This is a genomic window from Acinetobacter sp. NRRL B-65365 (genome assembly GCF_001605865.1).
Classification (GTDB): Bacteria; Pseudomonadota; Gammaproteobacteria; order Pseudomonadales; family Moraxellaceae; genus Acinetobacter; species Acinetobacter vivianii.
Genome location: NZ_LRPD01000004.1, coordinates 54,536 through 72,867, shown reverse-complemented (window position 1 = coordinate 72,867; position 18,332 = coordinate 54,536). Strand labels below are relative to the sequence as shown.

The 18,332-nt window shown below is 42.9% G+C and carries 19 protein-coding genes and 2 tRNA genes; 16 read left to right on the top strand and 5 right to left on the bottom strand.

Annotated features, from left to right (window positions below; genetic code table 11):
• Positions 1-18 precede the first annotated feature (18 nt).
• The 3 genes from AWW72_RS02680 to AWW72_RS02670 all read left to right on the top strand — a co-directional run bounded on the left by AWW72_RS02680 (position 19) and on the right by AWW72_RS02670 (position 3,307).
• Entirely contained in the window at positions 19-792 is a 774-nt protein-coding gene (locus AWW72_RS02680) for an enoyl-CoA hydratase (protein ID WP_062846354.1), read from the top strand.
• A 12-nt stretch (positions 793-804) separates the two neighbouring features.
• A complete protein-coding gene (locus AWW72_RS02675) occupies positions 805-1,830 on the top strand; it encodes an enoyl-CoA hydratase/isomerase family protein (protein ID WP_062846353.1) in 1,026 nt (341 codons plus the stop codon).
• 121 nt (positions 1,831-1,951) lie between these two features.
• A complete protein-coding gene (locus tag AWW72_RS02670) occupies positions 1,952-3,307 on the top strand; it encodes an MFS transporter (protein WP_062846352.1) in 1,356 nt (451 codons plus the stop codon).
• Positions 3,308-3,494: 187 nt separating this feature from the next.
• Here the strand turns inward: AWW72_RS02670 and AWW72_RS02665 are convergent.
• Both AWW72_RS02665 and AWW72_RS02660 read right to left on the bottom strand, forming a co-directional pair.
• Positions 3,495-3,570 (bottom strand) — tRNA-Gly (locus AWW72_RS02665).
• Between the two features lie 45 nt (positions 3,571-3,615).
• Positions 3,616-3,691: transfer RNA gene (locus AWW72_RS02660), tRNA-Gly, on the bottom strand.
• 189 nt (positions 3,692-3,880) lie between these two features.
• Here AWW72_RS02660 and AWW72_RS02655 point away from each other — a divergent pair.
• The 5 genes from AWW72_RS02655 to AWW72_RS02635 all read left to right on the top strand — a co-directional run bounded on the left by AWW72_RS02655 (position 3,881) and on the right by AWW72_RS02635 (position 6,713).
• The gene (locus tag AWW72_RS02655; protein WP_062846351.1) at positions 3,881-4,189 is read left to right on the top strand and encodes a BolA family protein; all 309 of its coding nucleotides are present in this window, start codon (positions 3,881-3,883) and stop codon (positions 4,187-4,189) included.
• A gap of 9 nt (positions 4,190-4,198) precedes the next feature.
• Positions 4,199-4,591, top strand: coding sequence for a SirB2 family protein (locus tag AWW72_RS02650; RefSeq protein ID WP_062846350.1), 393 nt, complete (start codon positions 4,199-4,201; stop codon positions 4,589-4,591).
• Between the two features lie 80 nt (positions 4,592-4,671).
• Complete coding sequence (locus AWW72_RS02645) at positions 4,672-5,514, top strand: ParA family protein (RefSeq protein WP_004773290.1); 843 nt, start codon at positions 4,672-4,674, stop codon at positions 5,512-5,514.
• A gap of 9 nt (positions 5,515-5,523) precedes the next feature.
• Positions 5,524-5,913: a hypothetical protein gene (locus tag AWW72_RS02640; RefSeq protein ID WP_004773289.1), complete on the top strand. Its 390-nt coding sequence runs from the start codon at positions 5,524-5,526 to the stop codon at positions 5,911-5,913.
• 209 nt (positions 5,914-6,122) lie between these two features.
• Positions 6,123-6,713, top strand: a complete 591-nt coding sequence (locus tag AWW72_RS02635; RefSeq protein WP_062846349.1) for a LysE family translocator — start codon at positions 6,123-6,125, stop codon at positions 6,711-6,713.
• 13 nt (positions 6,714-6,726) lie between these two features.
• Here AWW72_RS02635 and AWW72_RS02630 read toward each other — a convergent pair whose 3' ends face one another.
• Positions 6,727-7,365, bottom strand: a complete 639-nt coding sequence (locus AWW72_RS02630; protein WP_004773285.1) for a DedA family protein — start codon at positions 7,363-7,365, stop codon at positions 6,727-6,729.
• Between the two features lie 234 nt (positions 7,366-7,599).
• On the opposite strand from AWW72_RS02630, the gene AWW72_RS02625 reads away from it, so the two are divergent.
• Complete coding sequence (locus tag AWW72_RS02625) at positions 7,600-8,016, top strand: DoxX family protein (RefSeq protein ID WP_004773284.1); 417 nt, start codon at positions 7,600-7,602, stop codon at positions 8,014-8,016.
• A gap of 145 nt (positions 8,017-8,161) precedes the next feature.
• Entirely contained in the window at positions 8,162-8,530 is a 369-nt protein-coding gene (locus tag AWW72_RS02620) for a NirD/YgiW/YdeI family stress tolerance protein (RefSeq protein WP_005255721.1), read from the top strand.
• Positions 8,531-8,578: 48 nt separating this feature from the next.
• On the opposite strand, the gene AWW72_RS02615 is transcribed toward AWW72_RS02620, so the two are convergent.
• Positions 8,579-9,805: a DUF445 family protein gene (locus tag AWW72_RS02615; protein ID WP_171062171.1), complete on the bottom strand. Its 1,227-nt coding sequence runs from the start codon at positions 9,803-9,805 to the stop codon at positions 8,579-8,581.
• Between the two features lie 443 nt (positions 9,806-10,248).
• On the opposite strand from AWW72_RS02615, the gene guaA reads away from it, so the two are divergent.
• The 4 genes from guaA (at position 10,249) to AWW72_RS02595 (ending at position 15,482) form a co-directional block, all read left to right on the top strand.
• Complete coding sequence (gene guaA / locus AWW72_RS02610; RefSeq protein ID WP_005255720.1) at positions 10,249-11,817, top strand: glutamine-hydrolyzing GMP synthase; 1,569 nt, start codon at positions 10,249-10,251, stop codon at positions 11,815-11,817.
• Between the two features lie 70 nt (positions 11,818-11,887).
• On the top strand, positions 11,888-12,682 hold the full coding sequence (gene ant(3'')-IIb, locus AWW72_RS02605; RefSeq protein WP_062846348.1) for an aminoglycoside nucleotidyltransferase ANT(3'')-IIb: 795 nt from the start codon (positions 11,888-11,890) through the stop codon (positions 12,680-12,682).
• Positions 12,683-12,798: 116 nt separating this feature from the next.
• Positions 12,799-13,728: a LysR family transcriptional regulator gene (locus AWW72_RS02600; protein ID WP_062846347.1), complete on the top strand. Its 930-nt coding sequence runs from the start codon at positions 12,799-12,801 to the stop codon at positions 13,726-13,728.
• A 296-nt stretch (positions 13,729-14,024) separates the two neighbouring features.
• Positions 14,025-15,482, top strand: coding sequence for an aldehyde dehydrogenase family protein (locus AWW72_RS02595; protein ID WP_062846346.1), 1,458 nt, complete (start codon positions 14,025-14,027; stop codon positions 15,480-15,482).
• Between the two features lie 41 nt (positions 15,483-15,523).
• Here the strand turns inward: AWW72_RS02595 and AWW72_RS02590 are convergent, their stop codons facing one another.
• Positions 15,524-16,417: a LysR family transcriptional regulator gene (locus AWW72_RS02590; RefSeq protein ID WP_004773269.1), complete on the bottom strand. Its 894-nt coding sequence runs from the start codon at positions 16,415-16,417 to the stop codon at positions 15,524-15,526.
• 154 nt (positions 16,418-16,571) lie between these two features.
• Here AWW72_RS02590 and AWW72_RS02585 point away from each other — a divergent pair, with 154 nt between their 5' ends.
• Entirely contained in the window at positions 16,572-17,663 is a 1,092-nt protein-coding gene (locus AWW72_RS02585) for a cupin domain-containing protein (protein WP_062846345.1), read from the top strand.
• Positions 17,660-18,295: a maleylacetoacetate isomerase gene (maiA, locus tag AWW72_RS02580; protein WP_062846344.1), complete on the top strand. Its 636-nt coding sequence runs from the start codon at positions 17,660-17,662 to the stop codon at positions 18,293-18,295. Before AWW72_RS02585 ends, maiA begins: the two co-directional genes overlap by 4 nt.
• Positions 18,296-18,332: the final 37 nt, after the last annotated feature.

Here is an 18,332-nt window from a genome sequence, read left to right as displayed (position 1 = left end):
CTAAGCAAGGAATAAAGCATGCAGTGGAACAGTATTTTATTAGAAAAGCGTAATGGTGTTGGACTGATTACCCTCAATCGTCCGCAAGCCTTGAATGCGCTGAATAGTGAATTGATTAGTGAAATCAATCAGGCGTTGGATGCGTTAGAGAAAGATCGTGAGATTGGCTGCATCGTATTGGCAGGTTCTGAAAAGGCTTTTGCTGCAGGTGCAGATATTAAGGAAATGGCTGATCTGGCATTTCCAGATATCTACTTCGACGACTTTTTCCATCTGGCAGATCGTATCGCACAACGCCGTAAACCGCTCATTGCAGCGGTGAGTGGCTATGCTTTGGGTGGTGGTTGTGAGCTGGCACTGATGTGTGACTTTATCTATTGTGCTGACAATGCCAAGTTTGGTTTACCCGAAGTGACTTTAGGTGTTATCCCGGGCATTGGTGGTACACAGCGTTTAACCCATGCGATTGGGAAAGCCAAAGCCATGGAAATGTGCTTTACCGCACGGCAAATGGGTGCAGTAGAGGCAGAGCAAAGTAGTCTGGTGGCGCGTGTGTTTGGCAAAGAAGAATTACTGGAACAGACCCTGCAAGCCGCAGAAAAAATTGCAGCGCGCTCTTTAACCGCCAATATGATGCTGAAAGAAACCATCAATCGTGCCTTCGAGGTCAATCTCACCGAAGGCTTACGTTTTGAACGTCGTATGTTCCATTCGATTTTTGCAACTTCGGATCAAAAAGAGGGGATGCAGGCCTTTGTGGAAAAACGGCAGGCAAACTTTAAAAATCAATAAGGGATCAAGAAAATGAATACAGAAAATCACTTAATGATTGAGCAACAAGGTAGCTTAGGCGTCATCAGTCTGGATCGGGTCAAGCATTTGAATGCGTTATCGCTCGATATGATTGAAGGTATCTGCACACAACTGGAACTGTGGCGCAATGATGCTGCCATTCAGGCGGTTTTGTTCAAATCGAATAGTCCCAAAGCCTTTTGTTCGGGTGGCGATATCCGTTATCTGTATGACAGTTATAAGAATGAAACAGCTGATTATAAAGGCTATTTCAGCGCTGAATATAAAATGCTGAATCTGCTACGCGAATATCAAAAGCCTGTGATCGTGGTACTTGATGGCTATGTGCTGGGTGGCGGTTTTGGCTTGGCTCAAGCGTGTCATATTGTGGTGAGTAGTGAAAAGTCCAGATTCGCCATGCCTGAAACTGCGATTGGATTTTTCCCTGATGTCGGTGCGACTCATTTCCTGTCTCGGCTGGATGATATCGGCGTGTATATGGCGATTACGGGAGAGCAGATCAGCAGTAGTGATGCGCTCTATCTTGATCTGATCGATTACCATGTGCCGAGTGAGCAATTGTCTACCCTACAAGAGGCATTGATTGCCGCACCGAACCTGAGCAAAGCCAATATTGAACAGATCATTGCCCGCTTTATTACCCGTCCTGCTGAAAGTGAACTCAAGCAACTCATTGAGCCGATCCGTAAACATTTCGGTTTCCAGCATTTGGATGAGATCGAGCATAGCCTTGAACATGAACAGGAAGAACAGTTCAAAACTTGGGCCAGCAAGATGCTGGATATTTTGCAGCAACGTTCCTTTATCGCCAAACAAACCAGCCTGAAATTACAGTATTTGGGTCGTGGATTATCTTTACAGCAGTGTATGCAACTGGAACGGGATTTACAGGATATCTGGTTTGAGCATGGTGATTTTATTGAAGGTGTACGCGCCTTAATTGTTGATAAAGACAAACAGCCAAAATGGCAACAGCGTAACCCTGAACTGGAACAGATTCTGGAAAAACTAAGCTAAATTTACTCTACCTTCTATCTACACACATCAAGGAGTATCAACCATCTGAACATGCTGGTGATCAGGATTGAGCATCAGCACAAAAATATAAAACAAGAATATCCAAGAAAGGAAAATGACGATGCAAACAATACATGGAAACGGTTCATCTCCTAACAAGTCATCCCATCGACTGGCAGGTATCTCCAGTATGGTCGGGACCACCATTGAGTGGTATGACTTCTTTATTTATGGTGCAGCAGCAGCTTTAATTTTCAATAAATTATTTTTCCCGAATCTTGATCCACTGACGGGCGTACTCGCTGCTTTTGCAACCTATGCGGTGGGATTTATCGGACGGCCTCTGGGCGGTCTGGTATTTGGGCATTTTGGTGACAAGATTGGCCGCAAATCGATGTTACTGCTGACCTTGATGCTGATGGGAATACCCACAGTGCTGATCGGTCTGTTACCGACCTATGAATCAATTGGCTACTGGGCTGCAATTGGCTTGGTGATCTTGCGATTTATCCAAGGTATGGCGATGGGTGGCGAGTGGGGCGGTGCAGTTTTGATGGCGGTTGAACACGCGCCAGAGGGCAAAAAAGGCTTCTGGGGCAGCCTTCCCCAAGCCAGTACCGGTGGTGGTTTGATGTTGGCTTCTATCGCGCTTGGGCTGGTGTCTTTATTACCTGAACAGGCCCTGTTTAGCTGGGGCTGGCGGATTCCCTTTCTAGCGAGCATTATTTTACTGGCAGTTGGTTGGTATATTCGGGTGAAAGTGCCAGAGTCGCCAGACTTTGAAAAAGTGAAACAACAAGCTGAAGAAGTTAAAGTTCCTGCCTTACAGGTATTTAAGCAACATCCTAAGCAATTGATAAGTATTATTGTGGCACGTGCGGCAGAGAATGCATGGTTTTATATTGCCTCTACCTTTACTTTGGCCTACACCACCACACAACTGGGCATCGCCAGACAGGAAATTCTATTTGCCACCATTTGCGGTGCCGCCGTGATTTTAGTGATGACACCATTATGTGGACATTTGTCTGATAAAGTCGGACAGCGCAATATGTTCATGTTTGGTCTGTGTGTGCTGGCGCTGTATTGTTATCCGTTCTTTAGTATGCTCAATACCAAAGATCCTGTGCTGGTCTGGACGGCAATTGTATTGGCAATCGGTGTGGTTTTTCCGATTATGTATGCGCCTCAGGCACAACTTTTTGCCCGACAGTTTCCCGCAGAAATTCGCTATAGCGGCATCTCCATTTCGGTACAACTGGCAGGTGTAGTCGGTGGTGGTCTTGCACCGCTGATTGCGACAAAGTTATTGAGCGTTGGCGGTGGAAATCCTTACTTGATCATGTTGTATATCGGTTCGATGGCAGTTGTTGCCATTATTGCCACTTCATTTATGCCACGAGATCACAGTCAGCAGGCATTGGTAGCGGAGAACAACAAGCAAGGCGTCAAACTGCAAGCCAAGATGACAGAATAGCTGTTTGTTCAAAATGAAATGAAAAGGTGTTGCTCGATGCTGAGGAACACCTTTTTATTTTTTAAGGATTTATAAGCAAAGAAGAGAGATCCAATATTTGCGCTTCATTATTTTTGATGTTCCACGTGGAGCATAATATTTAGACAAAGAAAAAAGCCCTAATCTTTCGACTAGGGCCTTTTAAATTTGGAGCGGGAAACGAGACTCGAACTCGCGACCCCAACCTTGGCAAGGTTATGCTCTACCAACTGAGCTATTCCCGCATATTGAGCAGTTTTTACTAAAACTTACACTTAAAAAAACCAATCTGGAGCGGGAAACGAGACTCGAACTCGCGACCCCAACCTTGGCAAGGTTATGCTCTACCAACTGAGCTATTCCCGCGTGCCAGCTATAATACATTAAGCAAAATGAGGGTCAACAACTTTATGCAAAGAAATTGTTTAATTGCATAAAATAAAAGCATTTTCATGGAAAAAACAGCTTAAAAGCAAAAAAATGGATAAAAGTTTCGCTTCAAGTGAGGTCATGTATACTAATGAGCTATCTCAATCTGACCGGACAGCCTGACTCATGAACTTAGAACAACAGTTGATTGAACGTTTACAAACACTGGCACCCACTCATCTCGAAGTGATCAATGAGTCAGCGGGGCATGGCGGTTATTTCCCAGGTAAAGAATCACATTTCAAAGTGATTGTGGTGAGCGATGAATTTAAAGGCTTGCGTCTGGTACAGCGTCATCAAAAAATTTATGCCGTTGCAGCGGAATTAATGAGCCCAGGTCGTATCCATGCTTTGGCAATTCATGCTTATGTACCAGATGAATGGCAAGGTGAAGCACCTGCTAGCCCTGAATGTGCACATGCACCAAAAGGTTAAGGACGGATCATGGACCTACATTTCATCACTAAAATGATTCATATGATTGCAATGAGCTTGTTGATTATTGCTTTTGTATTACGTGGTTCAACATTATTTGTGGGTGTACAGGATCAGCAGCCTAATCTAAAGGCCCGTAAAGCGATGGTCGGCTTACAGCATTTATCGTTGACCCTAATTATTGTTACGGGTGCGATCTTGCTGGCGATGAAGAACTTTGATGTACAGCCGTGGTTCTATGCCAAAGTCATCCTGTTCTTTGTATTGTGGTCGTCATTGATCAAAACCTATAAGCAAGACAGCAGTATCTTATTGGAACAACGCCGTGCAGGTTTGTTGATCGGTACAGTGGCTATGGTCGGGATTCTCGGTCTTGTGATGATTAAACCGGTTTTTGCCTGATTGTTGGACATTGTTTTAGAAATTGTTTTTGCACTAGGTTAAACTGCATGCAGTTTAAAAAAATAGGGTAGAGGGAAATCATGTTAACGCGTGTGGTGTTTAACCAGAAAGGTGGTGTGGGGAAATCGAGTATTACCGTTAATCTGGCTGCAATTAGTGCAAAACAGGGCCTGAGAACACTGGTCATTGATCTTGATCCACAAGCAAATTCGAGCCAGTACCTGTTAGGTGAAGATGCAACCTATTCTGCGGACAAAGCAGCGTTAGAACCCAATATTGAAAATTTCTTTGATGATGTTTTAGGCACTACACAGCAAAAAGGCCTGATTGGCAATGCCATTGGTTCGATTTTAAAAGCACCTCGTGGCAAAGGTCTGGATAGTTTTGTTCACCGCTCGTCATTTGAAAATCTGGATGTCATTCCTGCCAGCCCAAGTCTGGGCAGTCTAGAGCATGCACTGGAAAGTAAACATAAAATTTATAAATTACGTGATTCAATTCAGTCACTCAGTGCACGTTATGACCGTATCTTTATTGATACACCACCTGCCTTTAACTTCTTTACTTTATCTGCGCTGATTTCAGCAGATCGCGTGTTGATTCCATTTGATTGTGATGTGTTCTCAAAACGTGCGTTACAAACTTTGATTGAAAATGTCCTCGAAACCCAAGATGATCATAATGATCGCCTTGAGATTGAGGGAATTGTGGTCAATCAATTCCAGTCTCAGGCAAAATTACCTCGAGAAGTGGTTCAACAATTAAAAGATGAAGGCTTGCCTGTGCTCGATAGCATGTTGCCGCCCTCGATCTTGATGAAAGAATCACATCAAAAGAATTTACCACTGGTTCATTTGGCATCTGAACATAAATTGACGCTTGCTTATGTCACGCTGTTCAATGAGATTGAATCTAAGAAATAAGAGAACACTATGAAACGCTTATATTGGATGCCTGTTTTGGCTGCAAGTATGCTCTTGGGTGCTTGTGCATCAACGGTTAAGCCAGCTTATGTTTCACCTACGCAATATCAGACCTTGAACTGTCAGCAACTACAAGCCGAATACAACCGTATTCAGCTCTATATTGAAAATGGCGTGGAAACACCAAAACGTACCGGTATGGGCGTGGGTGTTGGACTCGGTGGTGGCTGGGGCCGAGGCGGTTGGGGCTTTGGACCATCTATCTCTGTAAATATGGGCCAGTCGATGAATACCAAGAATACCGAACTTGCCAAAGTGATGGGTCAGCAAGATGCGATTGTGCAGGCTGCGAAGTTTAAAGGCTGTCCGATTATCGTAAAACAACGTCCAAAATCATAATTTTTGCCTCCTTATCACCATAATTCGTTATGGTGATAAGTAACTAAATTATCGCAAAATGTTTCAAAAAATAATGATAAAAATTAAACGCTTAAAAATTTATCGATACTAAACTCCAGTATTTTACCTGCTGCTTTTATTACCGAAATTTGTATTTTTGCCCTAAATTCGTTTAAGGTGGCGCCCATGTATAGTCGTTCGGTATGTGTATGATTGAGAGTTGGTTTTTTGTTTTGGCGATGTTGGCAGTGTTACTAATTCCAGGTCCGACCAACGCTTTACTTGCCAGTGCAACCCACCAACAAGGTGTACCTAAAACCATGAAATTTATTCCAATCGAATGGTTGGGATATTTGTACGGCATTAGTTTATGGGCGCTGTTCATTCATCTTTTTGACCCGATCTGGCCCGCATTGGGCGCGATTTTACATACAGCCAGTTTGCTCTATGTACTTTGGATGGCTTTTCATCTCTGGAAAAGTTCACATCTACAAAAACACGATCAGCATCATCCGCATATCCGTAAAAGACAACTGTTTATGTCGACCTTAAAGAACCCGAAAACGGTTTTGTTGGCAGCAGGAGTTTTCCCAAGCGAAACCTGGAATTCACTCGAAAATGCAGCCATCGTTTTTGCAGTGTTTAGTCTGGTGCTTTTGCCCGTCAGTATTTTCTGGATGTTATTTGGACGTGCTTTATTAGCGGGAAGTCTGATTGGAATCAAAGCCGATCATTTATATAAAGGATCGGCTGTGTTATTGCTGATTTGTATGTTACCAATGATCTTTCGTTTGTTTTAAACCGAAATTTGATTTATTGGCCTTTGCGGTTACTCAGTTTTTGACGAATAAAACCAATCACACCCGGTAACACACTAATAATAATAATACCGAAAATTAAGTGAGTGAAGTTATCCTTCACGATTGGCATGTTGCCAAATAAATAACCCAGTGTAATAAACGATGCAATCCAGCAGAATGCGCCAATCACGTTATAGGTTAGGAAGTACTTATAGTTCATGCTGCCTGCACCTGCAACGAATGGAGCAAAAGTACGGGCAAAGGGTACAAAACGGGCAAAAATAATCGTTTTACCGCCATGACGTTCAAAGAAATGCTGGGTCTTGATCAGATGTTGTTTATTGATAAAACGAGAATTGGTTTCAAAAACGCGCGGGCCAATGTAGCGACCAATGTGGTAATTTACGGTATCGCCGAGTACCGCTGCGATAAATAATAAAATACCTAAAACCCATGGATCCATTGCACCTGTTGAAGCAGCCAACGCACCTGCTGCAAATAACAGACTGTCACCTGGTAAAAATGGCATCACCACCAAACCAGTTTCAACAAAAATAATTAAAAATAAAATGGCATAAATCCACACGCCATAATTGGTAATAAATTCTAAAAGGTGTTCGTCAACGTGCAGAATAAAATCAATGAGTTCCATGAAGATGTTAACACTATAAATGTGGACTAAATCCTAGCAGTGCATCATTAGAATGTCAGTATAAAAAGCTAATTAATTAGTAACTTTGCAAGGGAAACATTTGATAGGAAAGCTGATTTAATCTTTTTATTGTTGCAAATAAAGAACGATATGTTAACTAATATGGTGTTTATTGCATAAACAAAGATACATAAACTGGCTCCATGTTAAAAAACAAACAGTGTGGAACCAACCATGTTTAATCCGAATGTTGTTGTAAAAAATATCGTAACGCAATCTGGCGTAGCAAATGGTGTCATTTTAGTTGCACGTTTATTACTGGCTTATATCTTTCTTGTTGCGGGTTGGGGCAAGATTGTAGGTTATGCAGGTACTGCTGGCTATATGGAATCAATGGGCGTACCAGCTGCGTTACTTCCGCTTGTGATTCTGATGGAGTTCGGTGGTGGTTTGGCTTTACTGTTTGGCTTCCAGACACGTTTTGCATCGCTGGGCTTAGGTATCTTTAGCATTCTCACTGCATTTATCTTTCATAACGGTGCCGAAGATGCGATTAACTTTATGAAGAACTTTGCAATGGCAGGTGGTTTCTTCGCGCTCATGTTGTATGGTGCAGGCCGTTTTAGCCTTGATCACCTAATTGAAAAATAATAAGTGCAACACATTGCCCCGCTTTCAGCAGCGGGGCTAAGCCTCTGTATGACTTACATGAATTACGCTTAATTACAAACTTAAGCCGACATGAGCGACTATTTCTGTTTAGATCATAAGACTTTAGAACAAAACAGGAAATGAAATGAAAAAAATCATCGCAAGTTGTGGGATTGTGGTTTTAGCGGGATTATCAACAGCGACTTGGGCAGGTAAAGATGACCATGTCATTGTGCAGGAGGCGGCGAAGAATGTCGTAACCGTCAGTCAGGTGGCAAAACTTGCTGATGAAACTGGCATTACGTTGACAGGCCAGATCACTAAACATCTGAAAGGTGATCATTATGAGTTTAAAGACAAGAGCGGGACGATTGGTGTCGAAATTGATGATGATATCTGGCGTCAAGCAAACCTAAAAGTCGGTGACCATGTGCGTCTGGTCGGTGAAGTTGATACACATCGTTATAAGCCAACTGATATCGAAGTTGTCAAAATTGAAAAACATGCCCATTAATTAAAAAAAGGAAGCTGAAGCTTCCTTTTTTTATTGGGTATCATATTTTTAAAGCATAAAGTGAATCTGCATTTCCCCCACAAGGAAACCAAGCACCGCGCCGACAATAATCAAAGACCATTCATCTTCTTTAAAGGCTGGACGCAGCATTCCTTCGAATTCTTCGGGGCTTAGTTTCTGCATGCGCTCAACTAAGGTATTGCGTACATTCATCGCGTCTTCAGCATAAGATTCAACGTAGCGCATGGTGTCTGGAAGCTGTTTTAAAATACGTTCAGCCACATCAGCTTTCAGGTTTTGATATTTCTCACCGCCGATTGCATAGACTACCAGTGGGCGAACAATACCTGCCTGTAAATCAATTTCCTGTTTGACCTGACGGCTGACCAGTTCAATGACTTTGTCTGAATGTGTACCCGAAAATAGTTCTTCCATCATGTTGCGAGAGGTGAGTAACTGTTTTGAAATCAACGCAGCATAATCAGCCGCCACTTCATTCTGACGTTTAATGAATAAACCTTGCCACGTATAGCCCATGATCTTTTTCGGATATAACGGGCGGAACATCATTTGCAGGGCCATCCAGTCACTAAAGAAACCGACGAAGCCGCCAAACATTGGCAACATCCATGGATATTTACCTTGCGTGACGATCCAGCACAGCATTTGCACCACGCCAATCGCGAAACCAAATACAAAACCGACATTACTAAAGAATTTGAATTCCTGTTTGCCGACTTTTTTAAAGATTTCATTCAGGAGACGCTTATCTTTGAGTAGGTTGTTGACCACCATATGCTTGATATCGAAGTACTTGGCAACATCCTTCTGTACTTCACTCATAATATGTTCAACAATTTCAGGGGCTTTGGCCTGAACCCGCTTAATCAGTCTTTGACGGGCAAACTCTGGCATACCTTCCCATAAACCGGGTTGATATTGCTGTGCGACTTCACGAGTAATATCCTCGGCAGCCGCCATTAACGGTTTTTCAATTTCCTGTGCAATACGTTTGGGGTCGAGTCTGGCAAAGATTTCTTCAGGTTTGATGAGCTTGGAGGTCATTAGCTCAACGGCTGTGGTCGCCATTTTTTCAGCTTTGCGTGGCACAATCCCTTGCCATCCGAGTGGGAGTCCAAATAATCTTAACCCTTTAAATTCGAGGGGAGAAAACATCATTTGAATCGCAATGACTTTGGTCACATAACCAATAAAGCCGCTGATAAATGGAATGGAAATATATAGCCAGAAATTTTGGTGAAAATCCGCAATCATTTCTTGAAACATTATTTTATTGGTCCTTCAAGTCCTAATTGTTGCTCGTGGTCGGGCAAGCGCTAGATGATAGTAAAATATTTTAGGACATTGGTGATCTACCAAGACCTTGAGATGCTGTATTACCTTTTTATTTTTCCTTTAATTAAGGACATCACAATCGCATAAAAAGGCAACGATGCTGTCGATTGAATACCTTTCCATGGTAATCCCTATTTCGAGCCATCATCTTAGCACCAATTTTTGTTTTGTGTTGAGCAGAATCGGTGAGTTTTGTTGATTTAAATCGCTTAAATAAGTGGCTTGTGGAGAAATTTTAGTTTAAATATCAGGGCTGATGGCAAGGCCGGATTAAAATGCAAGATAGATGATGAATTGCGGTGCGTCAAAGCGTGAAAAATGTTAGAATGTGGCGCTTAATTCATTTGCCTTTAAGATGAACCATGACGACCAATACTCAAATTACTGAAGATCGTATCCTTATTCTGGATTTCGGCTCTCAATATAGCCAGCTCATTGCACGTCGTGTACGTGAAGCAGGTGTCTATTCTGAAATGTATGCATTCGATATGTCTGAAGAAGACATTCGTGCGTTTAATCCGAACGGGATTATTTTATCAGGTGGCCCTGAGAGCGTACATGAAGAAGGAAGCCCACGCGCACCGCAAGTTGTATTTGAACTTGGTGTACCAGTGTTGGGTATTTGCTATGGTTTACAAACCATGTCTGAACAGCTTGGCGGTAAAGTAGAGCCAGGTACAGTACATGAGTTTGGTTATGCAGAAGTTGATATTCTGGTACGTGATAATCTGATTGGTAACTTGCAAGATCGCGAGAACCAGCTTCACGTATGGATGAGTCATGGCGATAAAGTAAGTGCGATTCCTGAAGGTTTCCAGGTTACTGCAAGCACCCCAAGCTGCCCATTTGCTGCGGTGAGTGATGAAACTCGTCGTTTCTATGGCGTACAGTTCCATCCAGAAGTAACACACACTGCCAAAGGTGCTGAGTTACTGTCTAACTTTGTACACAAGATTTGTGGTTGCCGTGGTCTGTGGACACCTGAACACATCATTGATTTACGTGTAGAACAGTTACGTGCACAAATTGGTGATGAAAAAGTTCTATTAGGTTTATCTGGTGGTGTGGATTCATCAGTCGTTGCTGCGTTATTACACAAAGCGATTGGCGACCAGTTAACGTGTGTATTTGTAGACAATGGTTTACTTCGTTTAAACGAAGGTGATCAAGTGATGCAAATGTTTGCAGACAACATGGGTATCCGTGTGATCCGTGCAGATGCTGAACAACGTTTCTTGTCTGCATTGGCGGGTGAAGTTGATCCTGAGAAAAAACGTAAAATCATTGGTCGTGAATTTATCGAAGTATTTGCAGAAGAAGCACGTAAACTTGATGGCGTGAAATTCTTGGCACAAGGTACGATTTACCCAGACGTGATCGAATCTGCTGCAAGCAAACAAGGTAAGGCACACGTGATCAAATCACATCACAACGTGGGTGGTTTACCAGAAGATCTAGCGTTTGATTTGGTTGAACCATTACGTGACTTGTTCAAAGATGAAGTACGTAAACTAGGTACAACACTTGGTTTACCGCACAGCATGATTTACCGTCATCCATTCCCAGGTCCAGGTTTGGGCGTGCGTATCTTGGGTGAAGTGAAAAAAGAATATGCTGATATTCTTCGTCTTGCTGATGACATCTTTATGCAAGAACTTCGTGACAGCGGCTGGTACGACAAAACTGCACAAGCATTTGCAGTATTCCAACCTGTGAAATCAGTAGGTGTTGTCGGTGATGGTCGTCGTTATGCATGGGTGATTGCACTTCGTGCGGTTGAAACGGTTGACTTTATGACAGCGCGTTTTGCTCACTTGCCATACGAATTGGTTGATAAAATCTCAACCCGTATCATGAATGAAATTAAAGATGTTTCACGTGTTGTATATGACGTGTCATCTAAACCACCAGCAACGATTGAGTGGGAATAATGAAATGAAAAGGCAGGATTAAATCCTGCCTTTTTTTATGTCAGTTGCTCGGCTGTTCAGGAGATTGAAAATGTCAGAAAAATTTCAGCTTCAGCAGTTACAAGAATATTTACATGCTCTATTTGCAGAATCATTATTTGCGATTTACTTGTATGGTTCGGCTGTTGATGGCGGTTTAGGCCCGGAAAGTGATCTGGATCTTCTGGTGGTGGTTACTCAATCTCTAACACACGTTCAGCGACAGCAGCTTGCACAAGCTTTATTAACGCTTTCACATCCAATTGGTGGATTGCAGAAACGCGCACTCGAAGTGACTGTCTTGCTCAAAGAAGAAGTGATTTCAGGCAGATATCCTTTAAGCTATGAATTACAGTTTGGGGAATGGTTGCGTGAGGAACTCGTCGATGGAGGGGAGCTGTCAGCACAAAATGATCCAGACATCAGTATCTTGTTAAAGAAAGCGTACATGCATCACCGAACATTGTTTGGGCCAGATTTAACAAGTTGGTTAGATGAGATTCCAGATCAGCAACTTTGGCAAGCGATGGCAGACCTTTATCCATCAATAGTGGCACATTGGGATGAAGATGGTGATGAACGTAATCAGATTTTAGCGTTATGCCGAATCTATTTTAGTTTGAGTCTGGGTGAGATTGTTTCCAAGTCGCATGCTGCCCAATGGGTGATCGCTCAACTCGAGGAAAAAGATCAGCCCGTCTTACAACGAATGGTGCAAGAGTATAAAGGCGAGATGACAAAACAGGACTGGCCAAGTCAGCATCAGATTTTACAGCCTATCGTTGATTTTCTGAGTCAGCACATAGAGACTATTTTTGATAAAAAGGGCCTAAAAATAAAACAATAAAGGATATTTTTCAGGTCGTTTCAGGAATAAGGCTGAGTATTGCAATAACGGACTATTCAAATTGGCTTGCTTAGACCTAATATCTGTCTTAAATAAAACCCGCTTTGGGGGTGTGTTTGAATCAGATTATAGAAATGCAGACCTATATTGCTGTCATTGAAGCAGGAAGCATTACCAATGCTGCAAAGCGTTTAGGTATTACGAAGTCTGTCGTGAGCCAGCGGATTCAACAACTCGAACAACGTTTGGCTACGGCACTTATTCATCGTGGCAGAACCATGCAATGTACAGATGTGGGACAGGAGTTTTATCAGCAGTCCATCAAGATTTTGGCTGAGCTCAGTCATCTCGAAGAGTCAATCAGCGCTCACCATGATCATTTAAGAGGTAACTTCCGCTTATCTGTACCTCAGGGGTTTAGCATTCGGTATCTGGCTGCTGATCTGGCAGAATTCATGAAAATGTATCCTGATCTGAAACTGGATATAGAGTCGTCTGATTATTTTGTGAATTTGAATAATGGAAATTATGATGTGGCCATTCGTATGGGAGAGTTGCCTGACTCTAACTTGATCAGCCAAACCATTGCTGAAAATCGTCATTATATTTGTGCGAGCCCAGATTACTTACAGACCCATGGTACTCCAACACATCCAAATGAGCTTTTCCGACATCGTGGTTTGCTTTACCTGCCGCGTGAACCTCATGGGATGTGGCAATTGCCCGTAGATGGGGAAAGGGCATTTTTCCGGATTTCTCCTTATATGCGCAGTGACAGTGGTCATCAATTACTGGAGGCCGCAAAACTGGGGTTAGGGATTGCGATTTTGCCAGGTTTTTTGGCAGCTGATGCAATTTGCCAGCAACAACTCAAAGTCATCTTGCCCGCATTTTCTCCATCGGGAGGCAATATATCCGTCGTTTATCGCGTATCAAATCGGGCTTCACCAAAGATTCAGGCTCTGGTTCATTTTCTATCAAAAAAAATCGGGCATACCCCAAGTTGGGATATCGCCATTCAAAAAAACCTACAGCAGTCGGTTTAAGTGATCGTTCGAAAAAAACGAATCCAGCTTTTGTTGATTGTGGTCTAGTGGATAAAAAACTTCATTTGTTAGGGTATTTTTCTCTCTTTGAAATCGACCTGCTTATCAGTTGACGTCAGGGAAGATTGGGATTTCAGTTGTCAGATTTTACCGAATCAATGCAATGACTCATCCAGTGGCTCATAAAGTCCCTGAGCTGAAGCTAGCCAGAAGGCAGAATTAAGTACGGTAAAAATAAGAATATTAGATGGAATATCTAAGCTGATCCTCTCTTGTTTTCATTTTAGGATGTACAAATGGATAGACTCGCGAAGAACTGGATTAATGGTGAATGGATTGACTCTCAACAGTACGTACAGTCCATCAATCCTGCAACATATGAGATAATTGGGCAGTATGCAGATGTCACTACAGAACAGGTGGAACAAGCCATTTCTGCTGCTAAAACCGTATTTAAGAAGTCAGGCTGGAAGCGTGATCGTCATTTGAGAGCAAAAGTCCTGAATGAGATGGCAGATGCGTTTGAGCGATATGCTGATGAGCTGATTGAGATTCTTGCAACTGAAAATGGAAAAATTAAGCCTGAAGCAACTTTTGAAGTCACGATGATTCCTGCCAAGTTACGTTACTATGCTGCTGTGACGTTGACAGAGTATGGACGCGCACTGGAACCAAAGCCAGGAAGCTACTCAATGGTTTTACGTGAACCGATGGGGGTGGCAGGTATTATTGTACCGTGGAATTCTCCTGTTGTGTTGATGGTTCGTTCACTCGCGCCAGCTTTAGCCGCAGGGGTGACAGCGGTAATTAAGATGCCTGGTCAAACCGCACAAACAAATGCACTCATTGCCCGAATTTTTTCGGAACTATCCGCTCTGCCAAAAGGGGTGATTCATTTATTTAGTGAATCTAAAAGTCTTGGAGCTCGCCTGCTGATTGACTCGCCAGATGTCCCTGTGATCAGTTTTACAGGGAGTACCGCAACAGGCAAGGCCATTTCAGCAGCAGGTGCCCAACATTTGAAGCGTTTTGGACTGGAATTAGGCGGTAAAACACCAATGATCGTATTCAAGGATGCAGATCTGGATCTGGTTTTGCCGAAGCTAGAAAAAGCCGTGACGATTTTTGCAGGACAATTTTGTATGACAGGTTCACGTTTGCTGGTACAGCGTGAAATTGCGGATGAATTGAAACAAAAACTGGCGCAACGTTTAAGTGCAGTCAGCGTTGGCCCAGCCGCCGATCCAAACAGTGATATGGGGCCATTAATCGATAAGAATAATGTGGAACGCGTGAATACCACTGTCGAAAAGGCGATTGCGGAAGGCGCTAAAGTGATTGTTCGTGGTGGGCCAGTCACGGAAGGTGAATTGGCAAAAGGTGCTTTTTATCGTCCTACCTTCCTAGAAGTGCATGACAATTCACTTCAAATTATTCAGGAAGAAACCTTTGGCCCTGTTTTGACTGTACAGATATTTGATACCGAAGAGGAAGCGATTGAGCTGGCAAATGACAATCAATATGGATTAGCTGCATCGGTCTGGAGTCGAGATGTCAATTTGCCATTGCGAGTGGCGGCTGAACTTGAAGCTGGAACCGTTTGGATTAACGACTGGGCTGTTGTTTATGACGAGTTTGAAGAAGGTGGTTTTAAAAATTCGGGCTTAGGACGAATGAATGGAATGGCTGCGATGGATGATTTTATTGAGTACAAACATATCACCATTTCAACAGGCATCACTGGATCTGAATAAAGTTCGAAGTGGCGGGCTAGCGTCTGCCTGATGCGCTTTATTTATGATGAGAACAGCTTAAAACAAACTTGTCTTAGCCATTGGTTACTTGGTGTCTGATGTACACGCGAGTGCCAATGCTGCTTTACACTGAACTGAGGAAATTGATAAGGAGGATCAAAACTTTTGAATCCTCCTTGTGACATTAATACCTGAGCCAGATAATTTGGGATTGTCGCAATCGCATCTGTATCTCTGACGATAAGCCCCACGCCAAGATAGCTGGGTAAACGCACCAGAATATTTCGATTCACACCATGTTTTTGTAGTTCATGCTCAACCACAAAATGGCCTCCAGTTGCCAGAATGTCAACATGTAACTCCTGACAAAAATCCTCGGATGAAAGGTGTGTACCTGTAAGTCTTGGATGTTGTTGACTGGCAATACAAGTGTAATGTTGCTGAAAAAAGGTCTGCTGATAAAAACCCGCTTCGAGCTGTGGTAGGAAACCAATGGCGAGGTCAATATCTCCATTCGACATCATGAGTGCGGTCTGGCTATCAATGGGTAAGATTTCCAGACGAATTGAAGGCGCATGCTGACGTAAGTAATTAATCAGACGAGGTAAAAATACCAGATGACTGATATCAGTCATGCTAATGCGAAATTGATAGGCTGAGGTCTGCGGGTCAAAATCAATATTGTAATTTTCTACCAGTTTTAAGCGGTTCAAGATTTCTACGATCATTGGGTAGAGTTGTTGAGCCAATTCGGTGGGCTGCATTTTATTTCCAATGCGTACAAACAATGGATCATGAAAATGTGCTCTCAGTTTATTCAGGGCAATGCTTAAAGTCGGCTGCCCAATTTCAAGTTGTTCAGCCGCTTTGGAAATACTTTTGTATTGATAGATTTCAAAGAAAATTTTGAGCAGTCGTGTATCCAGATCAAACATATCAATGAATCACCGTATTGATTTTATCAATACAGCCTATTGTTTTTTGTGCATAGATTCAACACATCCTGATTGTTACATTGATCCAATACCAGATTTTGATGAAATTATGGGCATTGGGATTGCGCTTAATGCAACAGGAAAGGAATGACAGATGGAACAGTTAGGCACATTAGAAGAACTACCTGAACGTTATCGTGAACAACTTGAGGCATCTAATCTGGTGCCATTATGGCCTAATTTAAGAAACTTTATCCCCCCTCATGCTCCACAGCCCCATACTCTCGCAACTGCTTGGTATTTCCACCAGATTAAACCTTTGTTGTTACAGGCGGGTGAGCTAACCCCGATTGAAAAGGCCGAGCGCCGAGTTTTGGCTCTCGCAAATCCGGGGCATGGTTTGGACAATATGAAAGTCAGTCCTGCCATGTATTTGGGGATGCAATTGTTACTTCCTAAGGAATGGGCACCAGCACATAGACATACACCGAATGCGGTGAGATTAATTATTGAAGGTGAGGGGGCTTACACCACGGTTGAAGGGCAAAAATGCCTCATGGAGCATGGTGATATGATCCTGACGCCTTCCGGGCTGTGGCATGAACATGGGCATGACGGGGATCAGCCAGTCATCTGGATGGATATTCTGGATCTCCCTCTGATTTATTACATGGAGGCTTCTTTTGTAGAAGAAGGACGCCGTCAAGAAGTTGATCGGATTAATCAGGGAAGCACCCATAATTATGCGGCAGGGATTGCCCCAACCCCTCATTTCATTCGTGAAGACGCTGTTTATCCAATGTTGCGTTATGCATGGAAGGATACCAAAAAAGTGCTGGACGCTTTAGCTACAGGCACAACGCGGCAAGAGGTGATACAGGTCGCATATGTTAATCCTGAAACAGGCCGCGATTGTCAAAATATTTTGGGCTACTCCGCTTTATTGTTACGTGCCAAAGAGACGGTATCTTTACCTTTGCGTTCTACTGCACAGGTCTTTCATGTCATTGAAGGCGAGCTAAAGGTCAATATAGATCAGCAACATTTTAGTTTGACCAAAGCGGATACCGCATGTGCCCCTTGTTTTGCTGCTATTGATTTAATCAATACATCTGAGCAGCCATGTTATGTCTTTATTGCAGATGAAGCCCCTTTGCAACGTAAGTTAGGACTTTATTCAGTACGTGAGCGTCAGTTGAGCCATGAACGCTTTACAAAGATTGCGGTTGAGGAGGCTGGAATATGAAACTTTATAGTTTTTTCCGCAGCGGGACATCGCATCGTACCCGTATCATCCTGAATCTAAAAGGATTGAATTATGAGATGGAATATATCTCTCTGGCCAAAAATGAACATCATCAATCGGAATTTAAAACGCTGAATCCACAAGGTTTTGTGCCAGTACTGGATACAGGATCCGAGAGATTATTACAAAGTCCCGCGATCATTGAATGGCTTGAGGAGCAATACCCTGAGCCGGCCTTGTTGCCTAAAGATGCGCTTGCTAAAGAAAAGGTACGTGCTATTGCGGCCTTGATAGGCTGCGATATTCATCCTCTAAACAATAAGCGTGTACTAGAACATCTACGCCAACTTGGTCTGGATGAGAGTCAGGTAAATGCGTGGTGTACCAGATGGATTCAGGATGGATTTGCTGCTTTAGAGCATATTTTGGAACAAGACCAGAATCGCGGAAAGTTCTGCTATGGCAAGCAACCGACCATTGCAGATGCCTATTTAGTTCCACAAGTTGTATCTGCTCAGCGTTTCAACCTCAACCTTTCAGCCTATCCACTGATTCATGAAGTTTATCAGCATTGTATGACGCTTGAGGCGTTTCAAAAAGCGGCACCTGAACAGCAGGCAGATGCTTTTTAAGTCTCATGTGTGAATCTATTATCAAAAAGGAACAAGC